Below are 18,226 nucleotides of genomic sequence, written 5' to 3'. Positions count from 1 at the left end.
TGATTTGCCATTTCGACTAATCTATTTTTTTAGTTCTTTATTCTTTTTACTTGTAGCCCGTGGGGGAATCGAACCCCCCTTTCAAGAATGAAAATCTTGCGTCCTAACCGATAGACGAACGGGCCATCCTGTTGTTGCATTTCTGCATTTTGCTTTCTCGAATCAGTGTTTGTTTCTCGATTGCGGATGCAAAGGTAGGAACTTTTTTGAAACTGACAAACTATTCATTAAATTTTTTTCGATAAAATAGTCGTTTTTTTCTCTTGATGTTTTGTTTTATATTGAAAATCAGTGGAATAAATGGCAGATTTTTTTGTGAGAAAATGTACGCTCTCTTAAAAATACCGGGAAGTATATATACTTGTATACCTTAATATATAGGAAAGTTTATTTCCGATTTAAATCGCGAACTTGTTTTTTCTTTGTAAGAATGTAATCCGGTTTAAAAAAGAAATCTGCAAAGTCATAAAAATGCAGTTTTTTATGTTTCTCTTTGTAACTAAATGATTATTTTGACGACTAACGGGACAAATGCTAAGAACGATGAATGACAATAAAGAATTTATAGATATGCTATTGCAGAACAAACGTATCATTTATAAGATATGTTTTATGTATGCGAGGGACAATGATGATATTAATGATTTGTATCAGGATGTCGTTCTTAGTTTGTGGAAGAGCTTTCGGAACTTTAAAGGTCATAGTAGCGTGAGCACATGGATATATCGGATTACACTCAACACTTGCATCACAAACCTGCGGAAAAAGAAGAATTATGATTATGTACCATTGAAACAAGACATAGATATACTGGATGATTGCGAACATGACGAATGCATGAAACATCTGTATCAGCTTATACATCAATTAGATAATGTAGATAAGATGTATATTATGCTTTGGTTGGATGAAAAAAGTTATGATGAAATAGCGGAAATAGTAGGAGTGGGTCGCAATAATGTGGCCATCCGTATTCATCGTATTAAAGAGAAACTGAAAAAGATGTCGAACCGATAAATAGAATATAATATGGAATTTGATGAACTAAAAAAGGCATGGGGACAATTTAATGATAAGATCAACTGTCAGGAAGTTGTCGAAAGGCAGCAAGTTGAAGAAATGCTCGCAAAGAAGAGAATGACCAGCTATAACCGGTTATTATGGTATGAACGGATCTCTCTGGGGATTCTGTTTTTTTTGTTTTTGAATGTTTTAGTTTACATTCTGATTGACCCCTTTTTCCTGGCCATGTCGGATATAGTATTCTTTATTGCCATCTCGGTACCCTTCGGGATAAATCTGTTTCAGTATTATAAACTCAAACAAGCAGGATGCATGAAATATGATTTGGAACGCCAGATTCTTCATGTTTTGCAGTATAAATCATCGCTTTATTGGGGATACATCAGTACTTATGTTGCTTTTGTTCCGTTCCTTGCCTGGTTCATCATTTATGCTACTCTTGTACGGGGATGTATTATTGTAGGTATTGTGTTGTTGCTGGTCATTCTTGATATCTTTGTATTCCGGCATTTATATCGGAAAGTGGGACAACTCCTTGAAGCGAATAAAGAATTGAGAAGGCTGGAAGATATGATACAAAATAACTGATTGAATAGCTTATGTTCCTATTTACTAACTATTTCCGATAATCACTCTAAATTAAATATATTATGAGAACTATTTTATTTATCTTTTTTTTGTTGCTTCTTTGGTGCGGCTTTTCTTCATTTGAGAGTACTTCTGTCCGTCCTAACGGCTGGTATTATGTGATTGATATGGAGCATGACAGTTTGTCGGCAGACCCGATTGTGACAGTGAAAGATTTCGCAAGGATAAAACTGGATTCAGTGTCGGACTCGAACGAGGACAATATGGCTTACCGTATTCTCGGAGTATTGGACGACTCTCATAAAACGACTTGGGCTGAAGCGACGGAAAAGTCAATAGGCAAGCATATCGGATTCTTATTCAATGGTGTCATTCTTACAGCTCCTTATGTGAATTGTAAGATAGAGAGTGGCAAATTCTTTATTGCTACGGATAAGGCCTACGATATGAAACTGCTTTATCAACAGATTCTTCAGGAAGCCGGATGTAAAAGTGAGTTCGGCTTTACAGATGAAGTAGGCCAAGGAGAATCTACATTCACTTTCTGGCTCATAAGAGGGGGGCTCATTGGTTTACTTCTGGTTATTATGTGTTTTGGATTCTTAAAAGTACGGAAGATTAAAAAGACTGTTTCAGGATGAAATAGGGCATTGGTCGCATTTTTTTTGTAGTTTTGCTACCGGATTGAAATATGCAAGTATATGCTGCAAAAGACAAAAGGAATAGTTCTTCATACGCTCAAATATAATGATACTTCTATCATTGTAGATATGTATACGGAGTTGTCCGGAAGGGCTTCGTTTCTTGTCGCAGTACCTCGTTCGCGAAAGGCGGCAGTGAAGTCTGTTCTGTTCCAACCGTTGTCTTTCATTGAGTTTGAGGCCGATTATCGTCCGAATGCGACACTTTATCGCATCAAGGAGGCGAAATCTTTTTATCCCTTTTCTTCTATTCCCTATGACCCGTATAAATCTTCAATGGCACTTTTCTTGTCAGAGTTCCTCTATCGGGCAGTTCGGGAGGAGGCAGAGAATCGTCCTTTGTTCGCTTATTTGCAACATTCAATTATTTGGCTGGATGAGTGTGGGGGAGGTTTTGCCAATTTTCATCTGGTGTTTTTGATGAGACTTTCCCGCTTTTTGGGGCTTTACCCTAATTTGGAAGACTACCATACAGGCGATTATTTTGATTTGCTGAATGCCTGTTTCACTTCCATTCGTCCCCAACTGCATTCTTCCTATATTAATCCTGAGGAGGCAGGGCGACTCCGCCAGTTGATGCGCATGAATTATGAAACAATGCATCTTTTCGGCATGAGTCGTGCGGAACGTGCTCGTTGCCTGACCATTATGAATGACTATTATCGCTTGCATCTGCCGGATTTCCCGGCTTTGAAATCACTGGAAGTACTGAAAGAATTGTTTGATTAGATTTGTTATTCGCTTGTTGTATGTAACTTTAGTTATATTTTTACATCGGTTAAAGCCATTGAGTTCTAAAAATATATATTACTTTTGTCCTCAATGTAATGACTAGAGCTAAACAACATGAAGATATTCATAAACTTAACGGAATATATTCTTATTCTATTGGTGTTTTATGGTTGTAACGGTGATGTATTTGTTGACGATTTCCGGTCTGCCGATTCCGAACTGACTTTGGATGGCAATGGCGATACCAAAATCATTCGGTTTGCTTCTTCCAATTGGGACGTATTGGGAGTGTATACGTATGATGAAGGTTTTACCTATTCGTATGCAGTGTATGATGCGGATGGTGATCTGATAACAACGGACCAATTTCCATACCTTAAAGGACAGGGTAAGATTGTGTGCAATGAGGAATTGATCGGTTTCACTATCGAACGTAGTAATCCCCGGGAACTGAAGATTGCAGTAGAAGAGAATGCCCGTTCTACTCACTTTCAATTCAAACTCACGGTGAGCAACGAATATGAGTCTCAGGAGATATACGTTGATATTTCACCATCGGACAGGTATGTGATTGATCATATCACTTATTATTCTTTAGACGAGGATTCTTATGAGAAAAGAATCGAAGCAAAAAGGAGTTTTGTGCAACCTAATGGCTGGGGTATTGACTATCCGTGTTTACTGTCTCCTTACGAGAATGTTTATCATGAAGTGATGTTCAGAAGCGACATGCCGGAACTTTTTCAACTATTGGGAGAAAGTAACCTGACAGTAGAGATACCAAGCGTAGAAAACGGTCATTTGCAGATGAACGGTAAACAGGTGCGATATACTTCCAAGCAGCAAACATTACCTTTTTCCAATACGGAACAGATAGAAGTCTCTATTCCACCTTATACGACCCAGCGTATCACTGTGCTGATAGAGTATTACTGGTTTGAAACTAGATACGCCCTCTATGCTGTTCACCCAAAGACCGGGAAACGGCGGACCATAAACGGCACGTTGCAAAGTAAAATGCCTGCTGCATATTACATAACACGAGAAAATATCAAATGACTAAAGATATGAATACCGGACGGTTACTATACATTATTTGTCTGTTGACGATTTCTGTAGTTGGCGGGAATCTGAAGGCTCAGACAATTGTGAAGCATCAGATTGGTTTTGATATTCGTCCGGGGTATGTAGCTCCGACAAACAGCTTTCTGGAAGGAGATAATGCACGGCAGAAGACCATTGACCAGTCACTTTCCCTACATCTGAAGTATGCTTTCCGGTTCAATAAAGATTCCCGATTAGGCCGGCTGTACCCCCATGCCTATCAGGGGATAGGTGTATCTTATAATACCTTCCACTCTCCCGCTGAACTTGGAAATCCGGTGGTGGTATATGCTTTTCAGGGGGCACCTATTGTACAACTTTCGCCTCTCTTGTCATTTGATTACGAGTGGAATTTCGGTGCTTCTTTCGGTTGGAAGAAATATGACGGGCTATATAATCCGCAGAATGAGGTTATCGGTTCTAAAATCAATGCATACATCAATCTGGGGTTTATCTTGAACTGGCAGCTTCATCCGCAATGGAAATTGGCCGCAGGTGTGGACTTCACACATTTTTCTAACGGAAACACGCATTATCCTAATGGTGGACTCAATGTGATCGGTGGGAGAGTCGGCATTGTACGCACCTTTGGAGATGCGGATGAGACACTCGGAACAGTATCCCCCAAGCGGGTATTTATAAAGCCGCATGTCAGTTATGATCTGGTAATATACGGTGCCACTCGTAAGAGGGGATTCGTAAAGGACAATATACCGAGTCTGGTTCCCGGTTCGTTTGGTATTGCAGGTCTCAACTTTGCTCCAATGTATAACTTCAACAACTATTTTCGGGCGGGCCTTTCTGTGGATGCGCAGTATGACGAGAGTGCCAATATCAAAGATTATAAATTGGAAGGAAGTTATTCGGGCGATTTAAAGTTTCATCGTCCTCCTTTTCGTGAGCAATTTGCAGTGGGGTTGTCCCTCCGTGCAGAACTGGTAATGCCCATTTTCTCAATCAATGCCGGGCTAGGACGGAATCTGGTATGCCATGGAGATGATACGCAGGGATTCTACCAGATTCTAGCTCTCAAAACTTATGTCACACGCCACTTGTTCCTGCACGTTGGATACCAGTTGAGCAAGTTTAAGGATCCCAACAATCTGATGCTGGGGCTTGGATATCGGTTCCATGACAAAAGATGAAAGGCTGTATTGTTTTCATATAGCTTCTTTAATTCTATTATTTCAGAAGTTGATAAGGCTTTGATATTCTAGTCATCTATAAAACAAACAGTGCATCCGTTCCTCTCTTGGAATGGATGCACTTAATACAAACAAAACAAACAATGAATAAAACGGTTTCTCAAAGATTATGCCGTTTTATTTGAGTGGGAATATTTATATGCTATGAGGGCAAAAGCCCGCTTGGGTACTTCACAGTAGCCTTTTTTACATCTCACCTATATTATGTTGTATAAATACTTATTTCTTAATTTTCTATGATCCTAGTTCAGAATCATTCAGACGTATAATCCAGTCGTTTACTTTCATTGTTGGAATCCTCGGAATCCCCGTGTCCGATGATTGTATAAAGAACATGAGTGTGTAAGAATCTTCTCGGTCAAGATATTCTTGATCACTTATGTCACCTATGTTATTAGGATAATTTTTTGATAACAATAAATATTGGGTGAGTGGTAGGTGCAGAATAGTTTTCCCGCTTGGTGTATGTTTTATTGATAATGTTGTGTCGTCTCCCTTCATGATGCGCAGTGTATTTAATCTGGCGTGAATGATGGGGATTTGTTCGGAAGTCAGAGACAGTTCCTGTCGATATGGAAGATAACAAGTCGGAGTTGTGCCGACAGGAGTATTTGTATAGTCTATTACACCGTTGGTGGATTCTAGGGTGAAAGCGAAGTCCTCTTGTCGTAGAGGAAGATTGTTCTCATCCTGTAGGATACACGAGAAGTAATTCGTATTTTTCACCAGTCCGGCAGTGATGACCTGATATTCTTCACTGATAGTAATATTTTCAAGGCTACTGTGAAAGAGTGCATTCAGTTTCCTGTTAAACTGATTCTTATTGTCACATGCCAGCGATATATTCAGAGATTTCCGTTCAGTTTGTCCAGCCTTGAGATTCGGGAGCTGATACTGGTAGCCGGATATCCCTCCCCATATAAGCAGGTGATAAGTTTCTTCGGGAAACGGTAGTCTTACCATGCAGTAGCCTTGATGTAATGTTATACTGTCTACGTCCAATCGATCCACATACTTGTCATTCTTGTCGAAGGCAAGAATGGTAATGTCGCCTACCTGCGTAGATGCAGCGTCCACGTTCAGGATATTATAGGTATATGATATCTTTAACCAAGTTCCTGTAGGACAGTCTGATAAATCGTCATTCACCCAATCACAGGACGAGAACAACGCGACAATGCAGATAATATGTAGTAGAAATGAACGCATTTATGATGATTTTAATTCAGTTGGCCGGTACTACTTATTCAAGTTCTACATCTTGATTACGTACGGCCCATGGAAAAACATTGATATTGATGTCCAGTTCGGCCTTATATTCGTCCGGTTGTTCCGGCTCAATGTAAGGATCTCCACTACCGAGTCCTGCCACTTTGCTGACAGACAGACGATATATATTATTACGGACAATACCGAATTCCATTACACCCATTTCTGTAGATTCATAATTATCCTCGTGCTTGATCCAGTAGTTGTAGTAACATGAGTAGTTTTCTGTTTTCTGGAAACGTTTGATACTGTATTTGGCAAGAGTCTCTGTGTCCGAATCGTCTGTGACATCTGACGGTAAGTTATTCAGAACCTGTTTACGTATTGCATCTACACTGATGTAGAAGTTATAATTGAAATAGAACATCTTGGTAGGCCAGTTGGACGGATTGTTTATATTGGTACCATTTTCGTCGAAAACGCGGTTAGTGGCGATGTCCATGTTGGCTTTGAACATTACTCCGGTACTGTATGCATTCAATTGTGCATCAACGAACATACAGTTCTCCAGACAGTAAATGTATGACCAGCTATTGGCTGGTGCCATACCTGCCCAGTTATTGTCGTTGATGTCAGTATCTACTAATGCTTGTGCGAAGAAACCGTCGGCATTTGTGAAATCTTTGGCACCTTCCACTGTTTTCTTGAAGAAATAAGGATCGATTAGATAACCGTTGACATCGGGAATGTCACCAAAGTTTTCTTCCGTATACGAAGCCGGCTCCTGAAAGCTATTCAATGTGGCTGTGTGGCGGAATGTGTAGAATTTAGTTGCCAGGTTCAACATTCTGAATGTGTTGAGTTTTATGGTACAATACACCTCTCCGTTGGGATCTTTCAGGGGAAAAGTCTCTTGTTTTTGGGTCAGTTCGATTTTGGCAACGGCACGCTCAAGACCGATAGATACATTGGTTATCTTGTCCGAGTCAGTAGGCTTGCTTATCTCTATGTTCAGGTTGGCTGCACCACGGTTTGTCATAACAAAGCCCTCTGTGGGTACATTTGGAATCTTTCCTGTACTGTACGTTACTTCATCGACAGCATTTAAGAAATCGTCTTGCATGGTGATTTCTTTGGTGATTGCTTTCCCGTTGGCAATGGCAAAGATATTGTATGTACCCGGATTTACGGTAATTCTGTCAGCGGTATACTGTATATTTTCCCCTTCTCCTTTGACCTGTCTGATGTTCTTCAGTTCTTGTTGGTCTTTCAGACTTTTAGTGGTCGAATCGAACAGATAGACTGTCAGACTTTTTACTGCATATTCATCCTTTGAGCCAGTCTCTGTCACGCCTGATGATTCGGCGCTGCGGGTGTGGTTCTCATTGGGGATTTCAAAGAATAGGGCAAGATTGCCGTTTGAATCCGTGTGGCTCTCATCGGAAAAAGCTACATCTGCATCATTGATGCAACTGTACTGTGTGACTGCTGCCATAAACAACAGTGACATTAGTTGTGTGAATCTTTTCATTTTGTTTTGAGTTTAATTGAATAATTATTTTACTTCTAAAATCTGTTTTAAGTTATCGTCGGCTTGTAACAGTCCTGCGTCTTTCGACTGCCGGAATAGTGCCTCTGCTTCTTTATAGTTGCCTTGCAGGAAACATAAGACACCTTTGGCCAGCGTCGTTTCCGGTAATGGCGGAGCTTTTTCGAGAAAGACGGCTGCGGTTTTTGTGTCTTTTTGTATCAATGCTATACAGGCAGCATTCAGATTGGCCGTAGGATTGTCCGGAAACAATTGTACGGCAGTCATAAAAATCTTGTTGTAAGTTGCACTTCCCGGTGTATATGTGAGTGCGAGACGAAACATCTCTTCCAAACTGAGATTTTTAGGATTTGTATCGAATACTTTTTGTGATTCTTCTATTGTAAACGGACGTACGTGGTACTCGACGGTATAGTCGGAATGTCTCAGTATGACAAACCAGTGTTTCAATACAAAACGGTAGAATGCCGGAAACCTCATTCTTATTATTTCTTCTTTACGGTCGGGATGCATATTGCTTGTCACAATTTTCATGATAGCTTCTTTGTCTTGAAAAGTTGTGTCGCTAAGAAGTGCCTCAAAACCCTCCCAGTCTTCAGGTGTGTAGGTCGTATGTATGTATTTGCCGTCGAATGGATATAGTTGGGATACATATTCCTTCAAGGTCCGGGTACGTTCGCGAGCCAGTCGCTCGTTTAGTTGAAGCGGACCGTCAGGTGATGCATATCCATGAATGCTGATGCGTGTGATGCTTACATTGCTGTCGTTTTTTACAGTGTTGATTGTTTCAATGATCTTATTCAGTTCTATTACGTTATTGCTGAATTCTTTATGAATAGCAGTTACATTGACAGGAAAATCAATGAATGCGGAACCTTTTTCCGTTCTGATCTTTGATGTTTCAACTTGCGGGGTCAGGAAGGCAAGTTGCGGAACGAATGTAGGCCGTGGATGTAAACGGGCAATGCAGATGAAATCTTCCGCGTCGGGAATGCCACAGCCGCAACTCTTCTCTATTAGCGAGAGGGTAGCCTGATTCATCCATTGCTCGAATGGAACGGATTGCAAATAATGCATCGTCTGCTTATTCCCGTTTTTCCTTTGTAATGCTTGAGCAGACTTTTCTTTTTTACTTGTCTCCCGTAGGAAAACAATATGTTGTTTCCGGCTGTTGATATAAATCGGAGGCAGTTTCAACCGATGTTCCAGAGTATCGCAGACAATAGGAACCAGTACCATTGATTCATTGGACGAGAGATCCCGTGTGATATCTATTGAAATAGAAACCACCAGTTCTTTCCCCGCCTTATACAAACTGGAGGAAGTTGGACGAATAGTTCCTGTCTCTTTCGTTACAACCGTTTGAGCCTGTATCGAAAGGGATAGAATAATCGTAATAATAAAAAAACCTCCTGTTTTCATACTTGTAGTAAACTATATTTTTTCATTTTTATGTGATAATATCACCAAGGGTAGATATAGGAGATTACTCCATATCGTTGTAACTCTTCCAATATTTTTATATCTTTCTTATTCTTGCTCATTCCACCATGTCCCAACCGATAGACTTTCCATGGGGTAGTATGGAATTTGCGTGCTATCCGAAAATAAATCTTTCTTCGTTTTGAAAACCAAACTTTCCATATACTTCTCATACTGTTCTTCTCTTTAAAATAGATAAACTAAGCTTACAGAGGCTTTGCTGGGCCCTATATAATGATACTGTCCTTTATTGCGTAGTCCTGCACATTTCCTGACACAATTATACTGCTTGTAACGGATGAAATCATATCCTACTCCGAGACTCGTTTCTACGTTCCAGTGGTCATTTAGCATCCAGTGGTATCCGCAACTGATGCCACCCCCGATGAGCCAGCCCTCGTACCGATATTTCTTGAGGTCAGCGAATATGCCGAAAGGTAGTTTTTTCCCTCCGACGTTGAATTGCGCTCCATTGAGATACCCTCCCCAGAAAAATCCGTTGAACTTTTGACAAGTCCAGTATTTATATTCAGGTTGTATCAACCAGTAACGGTTCACGTACATTTCGCTTCGCTTCCATGGCCGTAAGCTTCCGGCCAACTCGACAGTGCTTTTATTCCCTATCCCATAAGAGACTCCGGCTCCGAAGGCTCCGTCTGTTGCCGGAAGCGCATTGAGCCTGACGGCTACTTTCTGTGAATAGCCGTCAAGACAACCAAATAATATGAGTAGGGTTATGAAATATCTCATTGTGTCTGCCGGTTAAGGACGTTTATTGTTCTCAAAAAAAACATTCAGATTATATGCGGCTTCTTCAGAACCTTCAGCTTTGGCTGCTTTCAATATACGGATACCTTCATACGTGTTTCCGGTCATCAATTCATATACTCCCCGGCAACTTTTATAGGCCAGTCCCTCGTGTAGTGCCATTGAAAGGAATTTGCTTGCCGATTTCGTATCTCCCTGTTCAATGGCGGCGGCAGCGGCATTAAGGTTGGCAACGGGATGTACGGGATACAGCTTGACACTGATATTGATAATCTGATAGAATTTCGTTTTATTGTCCGCGTATGACAATGCTACCGTATATAATTCACGGAGCGATAACATCTGCGGATTGATATCAGCCATAATTTTGGCCTCTTCAAGATTGAAGTTCAGTTCTTTTTGATTGCGGATATCTACGTCGTCCGAAGCCGGAGAAATATATGAACCTTTATACTTCAGTTTTTTATTAACCGGAGTAGGCGAAATGGAGGGCATACTATTGGTGGACATCGTCGTGGCAGATATTTCCTGAGCCGGTATATCGGTTGCCGTTACATTGGGTGGAAGCACTGCATATTGTGGTGCGAGAATTAATGTATCTTTTAGAGTCTGTTCGCTTTCCGGTCTGACAATCGTTCTTCTCAGATAGAGCGCGGCATCATTCATCCACTGCTCTGCCGGTAGTGAGGTTTGATAGGCTATGGTACGCGAATGTTCATCATCAATGCCTGTCACAAGGTATGCTGTATTGCTTTCCTTACTGTTTTTCTTTTTACGTAGTATCTGGTTGCGTACATATAATTTTTGTTTCTGTTTACCGTTCAGTTGTATGGCCGGTAATAATATTTTCCGGTCTTGCCCGGTTAGAATGGGGGTCAGTATGACGGCGTTTTTCGGGTTCATGTCCTCTATTTCTACTGATATGTCCATTGATACGAATAATGAGTCTGCCCGTACTCCGAGGAAGTGGGGTTTGATATCCAGCTTGACGTTTTGGGCCGGAAGCAGATTGCATATCAATAAGCTGAGTAGGATGAATGTTTTCGTTTTCATTTTATGCGTTTATTAGGTTGAATTATTGGATGAAATACACGACTGATATCCCTATTTGTGTAGGCCCCCAATAGTTACAGTTTGATTTTTCTATCAGGGGAGCACCTGCGGGTTGTCCGTATCGTTTATAGTTGAGATGGGCATATCCCAGCGATATTCCTGCTTCCATATTCCATTGCGGGCTAATCATCCATTGATAGCCGTAGGAAATCCCGAATCCTGCCAGATTGCCTTGATAACGGTTGTTGGCAATTTGTCGGTTTTCTATGCCCAGCATTTTCCCGTTTCCGAATCCCCAAGGGAGCATTCCCCCAAAATTGTATAAGGCGTAGTGAACTTGTAAGCCGATAAAACTTCCTGTAAATGCCTCGTTCAGCCATTTGCGGTATTCCGGTTGCACGAGGAAATGCTTCATCTTTTTGTTTCCACTGAAATTCCATGGGTTGTAATTGACAGAAAGGCTGAAAGTGTGTGTATCGTCACAACGGATTTCTCCTCCTAAATTGAGTGAGGTAGTAAGGTCATAAAGCAGATTGCTTTTGATGGCCAAACTTTGTCCGCAGAGGTTTGCGGGCAGGATGCATAAAGCAAAGACAAAAAGGACGACCAGCTTATGTCTTGTGCTTGTCGTAAATCTCCAACTTTTGCCGGCAGATAGCCACAGATATTTATTGATTTTAGGCTTGTGTGTCATAATTTTTTGTTTATGTGTATCTGTTACTTCTTAGGTAACGGATATAAATATGGCACAAAGATATATAAAAAGAATCTCACAATCCAAATGAATCATACTTTATTTTAGTTTTTTCTTTGAAAAAATAAAATAACAGGCAAGAACATGAAGCATTCTTCTTTTCATGTTCCAACTTTCTATTGCTGACCACCGAACAATTTTCCATCCGAAAGCAGCTAAGTATATTTTATTTATAAAAGACCGCTGTCTTTATCCTATTTTTACTTTGCACGTTCATGTCCTAATATCAGAATTCCGTTACCTAAGAAGTAACAGATAAGGTAAAGTGTTTGTATCTAGAGTGTTATGAGTTAATAATTACTTGCTTTATAAGATTCGATGTAAGAACAATTCAATTTGTTGGCCTCTGTCCTTTCTTTTAATCCGAACCCCTTCAAATAAGTCTGCGTGGTCCTTATGGATTTGTGTCCTAGTGATTCGCTAATCATCTCAATGGAGATTCCTTGATATTTTGCGTTTGTTGCCCAGGAATGTCGTAGAGTATATGAAGTGACGGTTGATTTTAGGCGTAATTCTCTTGACAGGCTTTTCAGTTGATTATTGAACCGGCGGAGTGCAGACTGGTATTCCTTATAAATAGCTTCATCTTTCCGTTGTTTGTCACCTTTCATTATATTAAATAGATAGTCCGGATAATTTTCTTTCGGTGAGTTGTTATTGCGTAACTTATTCATTTCTTGCTTTGATACATCCAGAATTTCGAGGCTCATGGGCGTACCCGTTTTTATGCGGTTGTACCTGAGGATCCCATGTTCTAATGCCGATTTCTCTAAATGTGCGAAGTCTGCGAATGGCATGCTGCAAAATTGAAACATCAGCCGTGCGATGGCTTGTGTCTGCTTCAGGTGCTCGGAGTGAGGAGGCTTATAGAGAAGCGTATGCAATTCGCCGGCAGGTAGTGCTTTCTTTTGGCGTACATCTACACCTGTGTACACATCCCGGAACAGCCGGGGAATGAAGCGGGCAATACCTGCTTCTACGCCACGATTATATATACTGCGTAACATACGCATATATGTCGATACGGTGTTCGGCTTTAGCCCGTGTTCATAGAGATACTGTCCGTATCGTCTCAGATTATCGCGGGTGATCTGTCCGAATGCAATGTTGGGAGTAGTGCAAAATTTGGTGAATGAAAGAACCGCATTTTTATATACGTGCGCTGTCGAAAAGCGACCTTCTTCTTGTAACTTCCGGATATAGGCTTGGGCACATCCGGTAAACCCTTTTTTATTACCTTTTTGTTTCATAAGCTTGTTTATTTTACATATTAGTCAGAGACTATAACCAAAGTAGTTATCTTTTTTGTTGTTAACACCTATGAAATATCTTCGGATACCATACATTTTTTCTGAAATTTTGTTCCGGATTGATAATGAGGAAAATAAGTTTGTTCGATTATTTTTATCATTATCTCCATAACTAAAAGGAATGGATTCCTTATATTGGTGATTGTTTTAATTTGAGGGATCATAATTGCTACTGTCGGGTTTTGAAACGGCGAATGTCGGTTGGGGCTGTTTAATCAGCCATGCCAAGATTTGTTTCCCGTAGAGAAACACTTTGTTTCACACCGATAAATATATTGTTTCAAGGCACTAAACATTTTGTTTCAAGCTGCTGAAACAAAGTGTTTCAACACTCTGAACTAATGCTTTATCCGTATGTCTTTATTGGGAAGGTAAGTGTGGGAGTAGTTTTCCCACTATAAAAAAAAGTTGCAGATGTGTGTAAGGTAAAAACATCTTGCACACATCTGCAACGGTATCTTGCACTGGATTATGCTGCTATTAATCAAATAGATAACCCATGATTAGTGTAAGGTGCAAGATAAAACTGAAATAAAATAGTTCTGCTTCAAATTTGGTGGTAAAATTAATTAGGAAAATAATAATTTGATAATCGATAGTATTCAACATTCTCCTTCCCGAAGGAGGGGAATGGAGATACCACCGACTGGTTAAATTACCACCAAATTTGACGAAGAACCAATAAAATCTCTTGTAAAGAGTGGGAATTTATCCCAAAAGCTCTTTTACTTTGGCAGAAATAGCACGTCCTTCCGCAAGTCCTGCCAATTTTTTGGAGGCAACTCCCATAACTTTGCCCATGTCTTTTCCACTGGTAGCACCTGTCTCGGCAATAATTTCCTTCAGTGCAGCTTCCAGCTCTTCAGCGGTCATTTGTTTCGGAAGGAACTTTTCCATTACAGCGACTTGTGCCAATTCTGTATCTGCAAGGTCTTGACGTCCTTGTCCTATATAAATTTCGGCAGAGTCTTTTCCTTGTTTCACTAGTTTCTGGATGATTTTCAGAGCTGCATCGTCCGTCAATGTATCGTTGGCACCCGGAGCGGTTTTTGCTTCCAAAAAGAACTTCTTTATATTTCTCAAAGTTTCGAGGGCTACTTTGTCTTTCGCCTTCATTGCGTTTTTAATGTCTTCGCTGACCTGATCAAATAAATCCATATCTTTATGTTATAAGTTAATTTAGAAAGTGATAACTCCGTTGTCGTCCATAGCTTCTTCCGTAGCTACTTCCTCTTCAAGGGCGGCTTTTGTCCTGATTTTGGTTAGAGTCGTCTTGTCGCGCTGATAAGTAGGAGAATCTTCTACCATGGCGATGATATCATCGTTATCCAAGTCCTCTGTATTAAAGAGGTAGATGTGGCGGCGTTTGCGTAAGCTCTTGCTGCCGATGCCGCTGGCGCTTTCTCCGTATGCTTTGCGGATACGTTCTTTGTTTTTCTCCTTTTCCTCTTCAAGTTGTAATTGGCGTTCTTCCTCTTCCTGGCTGCGTGCAGCGTGCAAGCTATCCATGCCGGGAACGTCTTCTACGCCGAATCCGGTGGCAAGTACGGTAATCTTAACCTTCGTTTCCAATGAATTGTCAATAGCAACCCCCCAGATGACTTCCACACCTTCGCGGAATTTGCTCATGAACTCGTGTATTTCGTTCATCTCCTCCATCATCAACTCGGACGACGGGCAGAAAGAAACGTTCAGCATTACCTTCTTGGCATTGAAAATATCGTTATTGTTGAGCAGCGGAGAGTGCAGGGCGTCGTCGATAGCTTTGGTGACACGATTCTCACCTTCGCCGAATCCGGTACTCATAATTGCCACACCACCATCTTTCAAAATAGTCTTCACATCGGCAAAGTCCAAGTTGACTGTACCACGCATCGTAATAATCTCGGCGATACTCTTGGCAGCAATGGAAAGTGTGTCATCAGCTTTGCCGAAAGCATTCATAAAAGTAAGGTCGGCATATATTTCGCGCAGGCGTTCATTGTTGATAACCAGTAAGGCATCAACATGTTGGGCAATGCGTTCTACGCCGTCCAGTGCCTGAATGATTTTCTTTTCTCCTTCGAAGATGAATGGAATGGTGACAATGCCGACCGTTAGAATATCCATTTCCTTCGCGATGCGGGCAATGACGGGGGCGGCTCCGGTTCCGGTTCCTCCTCCCATTCCGGCGGTGATAAATACCATTTTGGTGCCGTCGTTCAATTGGTTGCGGATGTCTTCTATACTTTCTTCGGCGGCGTCGCGTGCCCGTTCGGGACGGTTGCCGGCTCCAAGCCCTTGGGTGATGCTACGGCCCAGTTGCAGTTTCACCGGAACGGGTGATTCCGCCAGTGCCTGATTGTCCGTATTGCAAAGAACGAACGTCACGTCATGTATGCCTTCCCGGTACATGTGGTTTACGGCGTTACCGCCACCACCACCTACACCAATTACTTTAATGATCTTCGGTGAGTCTGTCGGGAAATCGAATTGTACTATCTCGTCCATAATTCTTATAGGTTATTGCTGATTACTAATTATAAATTACAAGCTTCGTTTCGGAGAGTTATTTCATGTCGTCGTCAGAGAATATCTCTTTCGTCAACGAGTCGATCTTGCGCTGAATCCAGCTCGGACCGGCTTCTCTTTTCCTTCTTTCTTTCTCTTCTTTTTCCTTCTGCTTGCGAAGTTTTTCTGCTTCCTTAGCTGCTATCTTGGCCTCTCTTTCTTCTTCCTCTTTCTTGAGCCGGGCGATGCGGGCTTGTTCTTTCAGTTCCTGGTCGTCCTCAAACATATCGACAGTTTTGTGTACTTCCGGTTCCGGTTTCGGAGTTACGGGAGACTGCGGAGCAGCAGTTTCCGTCAGACAACAGTTCTGGTTTCCTTCGAACAGGAGGCCGAACAGTGTGTTCTGCGAACCATCCTTTTTCAGTACGTTGCTTGGAGCATGGACTGTATTACGTGGAAGTTTCGCCATTCTGATCTTTTCTATCTTGCTGCGTTTGCGCAACATTTCGTCCAGATTCTTCAGGTTGGCGGCTCCTCCTGTCATGATGATTCCTGCCAGCAGCTTGTCTTCGTAGCCGGATAGCTGAACCTGATTCCAAACATTGGCAATGATTTCTTCTGCACGGGCTTCGACGATATTGTTGAGGTCGCTTACTTTGATCGTGCGGCTGTCGTCATCCAGTTTGCAGGTAGCTTCTTCCTGATCTTCCTCCTCCTCGTAGAAGGCGTCTCCGTATGCTTTTTTCAGACGTTCCGCTTCTTCTTCCTCCATTTGCAGGGAAGTGATGTCACGGGTGATACTGTTTCCTCCCAACGGTAGTACTGTCAGGAAGCGGAGTATATTGTTTTTATATACAGAGATAGTGGTTGTATCTGCTCCGAAGTCAACGAGCGCACAACCTGAACGACGTTCGCTTTCGGTCAGTACGGCATTGGCAGTTACCAACGGAGCGATCAATTGGTCGGCAATGTCGATTTTCGCCTGTTGGAAGCAGTGCTCCAGATTCTTTCGGACAGAGGTGCGGGCTACGATATTGAGGAAGCGTCCCTCGATGTGGCTACCTACCAGGCCCACCGGATTGGCTTGCAGGTTGTTGCCGACCTTGTATTCCTGCGGGGCTACGTCCAATATATCCATGTCGACCACCGGAACGGCAATGTTCTCGTCGCCGATAGCGCTTACGAGTTCTTCCGATATGATAGCTTCTTCTTCCAGATCGCGACTTACTACATTACGGACTGTGCGGAGTGACTGTCCGCCGATGCCTACATATACTTTGGCAATTGAGTTCTTCAACTCACCTTCCAGTCGGTTAATGATAGAAGTCAGGCTTTGCGCCGTCTTGTCCAGGTTGAAGATCACCCCTTTACGGATAAACGTAGAAGAGTCTTCCTGGGCATACGCTAATACCTGCATACTTCCGTCACTGTTCTTTTTTCCGGCCACACCGGTTATCTTCGATGAACCAAGTTCAATAGCGGCGATAAATTCTGTTGTTGCCATATCTCTTTATTTTTTATTTTCTCGTTTCGTACAAATTATCTGGTTGCTGAACTCGAGGTTGATGCGTGAATATTTATTCCAGCCTACCTGATTGAGTCCTTTCTTATAAAACTCTTTCAGACGTGCCAGCTTGTCTTCAAAGTTGTCCAGTTTGCCGAGATAGACGAGGTGGTCTCCCACACGGGGAACCAGTTCGATGTTGCGGTCGGGCAACACGTGGATTTGTTCTATCAGAGCATCCCAGAACTTATTGTTATGCAAAAATACACCAAACTTATATAAATCCTTCATTGCAAACGACTTTTCTACGTTTCCGGTGACAATTACCCGGTGGGCGACGCATTTTGCCTCCGGCGGCATCACAGTTCCTTTGTTGTCGAGATAGTAATTCTCGCCGTTGGAACTCATCACCCGGAGGATAGGGATGCGTTGGGTTACTTCTACGCAAACTTTGCCGCTGGGAGTTTTGTAACACTCTGCCTGGTCGATGAGCGGGTGCTTGCTCAGTTCCCGTTCCAATGATTTGGTAGAGATACGTTCCATTTTCTTTCCGATAGGGTAGATCCCTTTTTGCTGAAGGATCCCTTTCAGCTCGTCTTTAGTGATGAAGCCGGCGTAAGCGGTATCCTTGATGACAAGTTCCATGTCACGGCAGGTCTGGTCGGCAGGCTTGCGGTTGAAGGCGGTGATAGCTACGATAAGGTAGGCTATGAGCGCCAGCATGACAATGGATAGAAGGACTCTCTTTACCATA

18 protein-coding genes and 1 tRNA gene are annotated in these 18,226 nt (G+C 42.0%); 6 read left to right on the top strand and 13 right to left on the bottom strand.

The genetic code is table 11. From position 1 onward, the window contains the following. Window positions 1-53 precede the first annotated feature (53 nt). A tRNA-Glu gene (locus tag BHV72_RS04050) sits at window positions 54-125 on the bottom strand. A 418-nt stretch (window positions 126-543) separates the two neighbouring features. On the opposite strand from BHV72_RS04050, the gene BHV72_RS04045 reads away from it, so the two are divergent. The 6 genes from BHV72_RS04045 (at window position 544) to BHV72_RS04020 (ending at window position 5,293) form a co-directional block, all read left to right on the top strand. Then, complete coding sequence (locus BHV72_RS04045; RefSeq protein WP_005679255.1) at window positions 544-1,017, top strand: RNA polymerase sigma factor; 474 nt, start codon at window positions 544-546, stop codon at window positions 1,015-1,017. Window positions 1,018-1,029: 12 nt separating this feature from the next. Then, entirely contained in the window at window positions 1,030-1,611 is a 582-nt protein-coding gene (locus BHV72_RS04040; RefSeq protein WP_005682376.1) for a hypothetical protein, read from the top strand. Window positions 1,612-1,673: 62 nt separating this feature from the next. Next, window positions 1,674-2,252 (top strand): preprotein translocase subunit SecD family protein, encoded by a 579-nt coding sequence (locus BHV72_RS04035; protein ID WP_055170079.1) that lies wholly within the window; start codon window positions 1,674-1,676, stop codon window positions 2,250-2,252. Window positions 2,253-2,312: 60 nt separating this feature from the next. After that, complete coding sequence (recO, locus tag BHV72_RS04030) at window positions 2,313-3,041, top strand: DNA repair protein RecO (RefSeq protein WP_005679258.1); 729 nt, start codon at window positions 2,313-2,315, stop codon at window positions 3,039-3,041. 117 nt (window positions 3,042-3,158) lie between these two features. Beyond that, a complete protein-coding gene (locus BHV72_RS04025; protein WP_274666228.1) occupies window positions 3,159-4,103 on the top strand; it encodes a hypothetical protein in 945 nt (314 codons plus the stop codon). Further along, window positions 4,100-5,293 carry an acyloxyacyl hydrolase gene (locus BHV72_RS04020; protein ID WP_005679260.1) on the top strand — a complete coding sequence of 398 codons (1,194 nt, stop codon included), beginning with the start codon at window positions 4,100-4,102 and terminating at the stop codon, window positions 5,291-5,293. Before BHV72_RS04025 ends, BHV72_RS04020 begins: the two co-directional genes overlap by 4 nt. 294 nt (window positions 5,294-5,587) lie before the next feature. Here BHV72_RS04020 and BHV72_RS04015 read toward each other — a convergent pair whose 3' ends face one another. From BHV72_RS04015 to BHV72_RS03960, 12 genes are all read right to left on the bottom strand, one after another. Continuing rightward, window positions 5,588-6,562 (bottom strand): FimB/Mfa2 family fimbrial subunit, encoded by a 975-nt coding sequence (locus tag BHV72_RS04015; protein ID WP_005679261.1) that lies wholly within the window; start codon window positions 6,560-6,562, stop codon window positions 5,588-5,590. A 34-nt stretch (window positions 6,563-6,596) separates the two neighbouring features. Next, window positions 6,597-8,093: an Mfa1 family fimbria major subunit gene (locus tag BHV72_RS04010; protein ID WP_005682370.1), complete on the bottom strand. Its 1,497-nt coding sequence runs from the start codon at window positions 8,091-8,093 to the stop codon at window positions 6,597-6,599. Between the two features lie 24 nt (window positions 8,094-8,117). Beyond that, on the bottom strand, window positions 8,118-9,533 hold the full coding sequence (locus tag BHV72_RS04005) for a DUF3868 domain-containing protein (protein ID WP_286854837.1): 1,416 nt from the start codon (window positions 9,531-9,533) through the stop codon (window positions 8,118-8,120). Window positions 9,534-9,574: 41 nt separating this feature from the next. Continuing rightward, a complete protein-coding gene (locus tag BHV72_RS04000; RefSeq protein WP_005682368.1) occupies window positions 9,575-9,766 on the bottom strand; it encodes a hypothetical protein in 192 nt (63 codons plus the stop codon). 13 nt (window positions 9,767-9,779) lie between these two features. Continuing rightward, window positions 9,780-10,343, bottom strand: coding sequence for a DUF3575 domain-containing protein (locus BHV72_RS03995; protein ID WP_005682367.1), 564 nt, complete (start codon window positions 10,341-10,343; stop codon window positions 9,780-9,782). A 12-nt stretch (window positions 10,344-10,355) separates the two neighbouring features. Beyond that, window positions 10,356-11,414 carry a DUF3868 domain-containing protein gene (locus BHV72_RS03990; RefSeq protein WP_005682365.1) on the bottom strand — a complete coding sequence of 353 codons (1,059 nt, stop codon included), beginning with the start codon at window positions 11,412-11,414 and terminating at the stop codon, window positions 10,356-10,358. A 22-nt stretch (window positions 11,415-11,436) separates the two neighbouring features. Beyond that, window positions 11,437-12,108: a DUF3575 domain-containing protein gene (locus BHV72_RS03985; RefSeq protein ID WP_022041982.1), complete on the bottom strand. Its 672-nt coding sequence runs from the start codon at window positions 12,106-12,108 to the stop codon at window positions 11,437-11,439. Window positions 12,109-12,458: 350 nt separating this feature from the next. Then, window positions 12,459-13,418: a tyrosine-type DNA invertase cluster 3b gene (locus tag BHV72_RS03980; RefSeq protein WP_286854832.1), complete on the bottom strand. Its 960-nt coding sequence runs from the start codon at window positions 13,416-13,418 to the stop codon at window positions 12,459-12,461. Window positions 13,419-14,186: 768 nt separating this feature from the next. Then, complete coding sequence (locus BHV72_RS03975; protein ID WP_005679271.1) at window positions 14,187-14,636, bottom strand: GatB/YqeY domain-containing protein; 450 nt, start codon at window positions 14,634-14,636, stop codon at window positions 14,187-14,189. Between the two features lie 21 nt (window positions 14,637-14,657). Continuing rightward, entirely contained in the window at window positions 14,658-15,968 is a 1,311-nt protein-coding gene (gene ftsZ / locus BHV72_RS03970; protein WP_005679272.1) for a cell division protein FtsZ, read from the bottom strand. 58 nt (window positions 15,969-16,026) lie between these two features. Next, window positions 16,027-17,472 (bottom strand): cell division protein FtsA, encoded by a 1,446-nt coding sequence (ftsA, locus tag BHV72_RS03965; protein ID WP_005679273.1) that lies wholly within the window; start codon window positions 17,470-17,472, stop codon window positions 16,027-16,029. Window positions 17,473-17,478: 6 nt separating this feature from the next. Then, complete coding sequence (locus BHV72_RS03960) at window positions 17,479-18,225, bottom strand: cell division protein FtsQ/DivIB (RefSeq protein WP_286854828.1); 747 nt, start codon at window positions 18,223-18,225, stop codon at window positions 17,479-17,481. Between the last annotated feature and the right edge of the window lies 1 nt (window position 18,226).

This window comes from Bacteroides sp. 43_46 (genome assembly GCF_001915455.1).
GTDB lineage: Bacteria > Bacteroidota > Bacteroidia > Bacteroidales > Bacteroidaceae > Bacteroides > Bacteroides caccae.
This window is presented reverse-complemented; position numbering and strand designations above follow the sequence as displayed.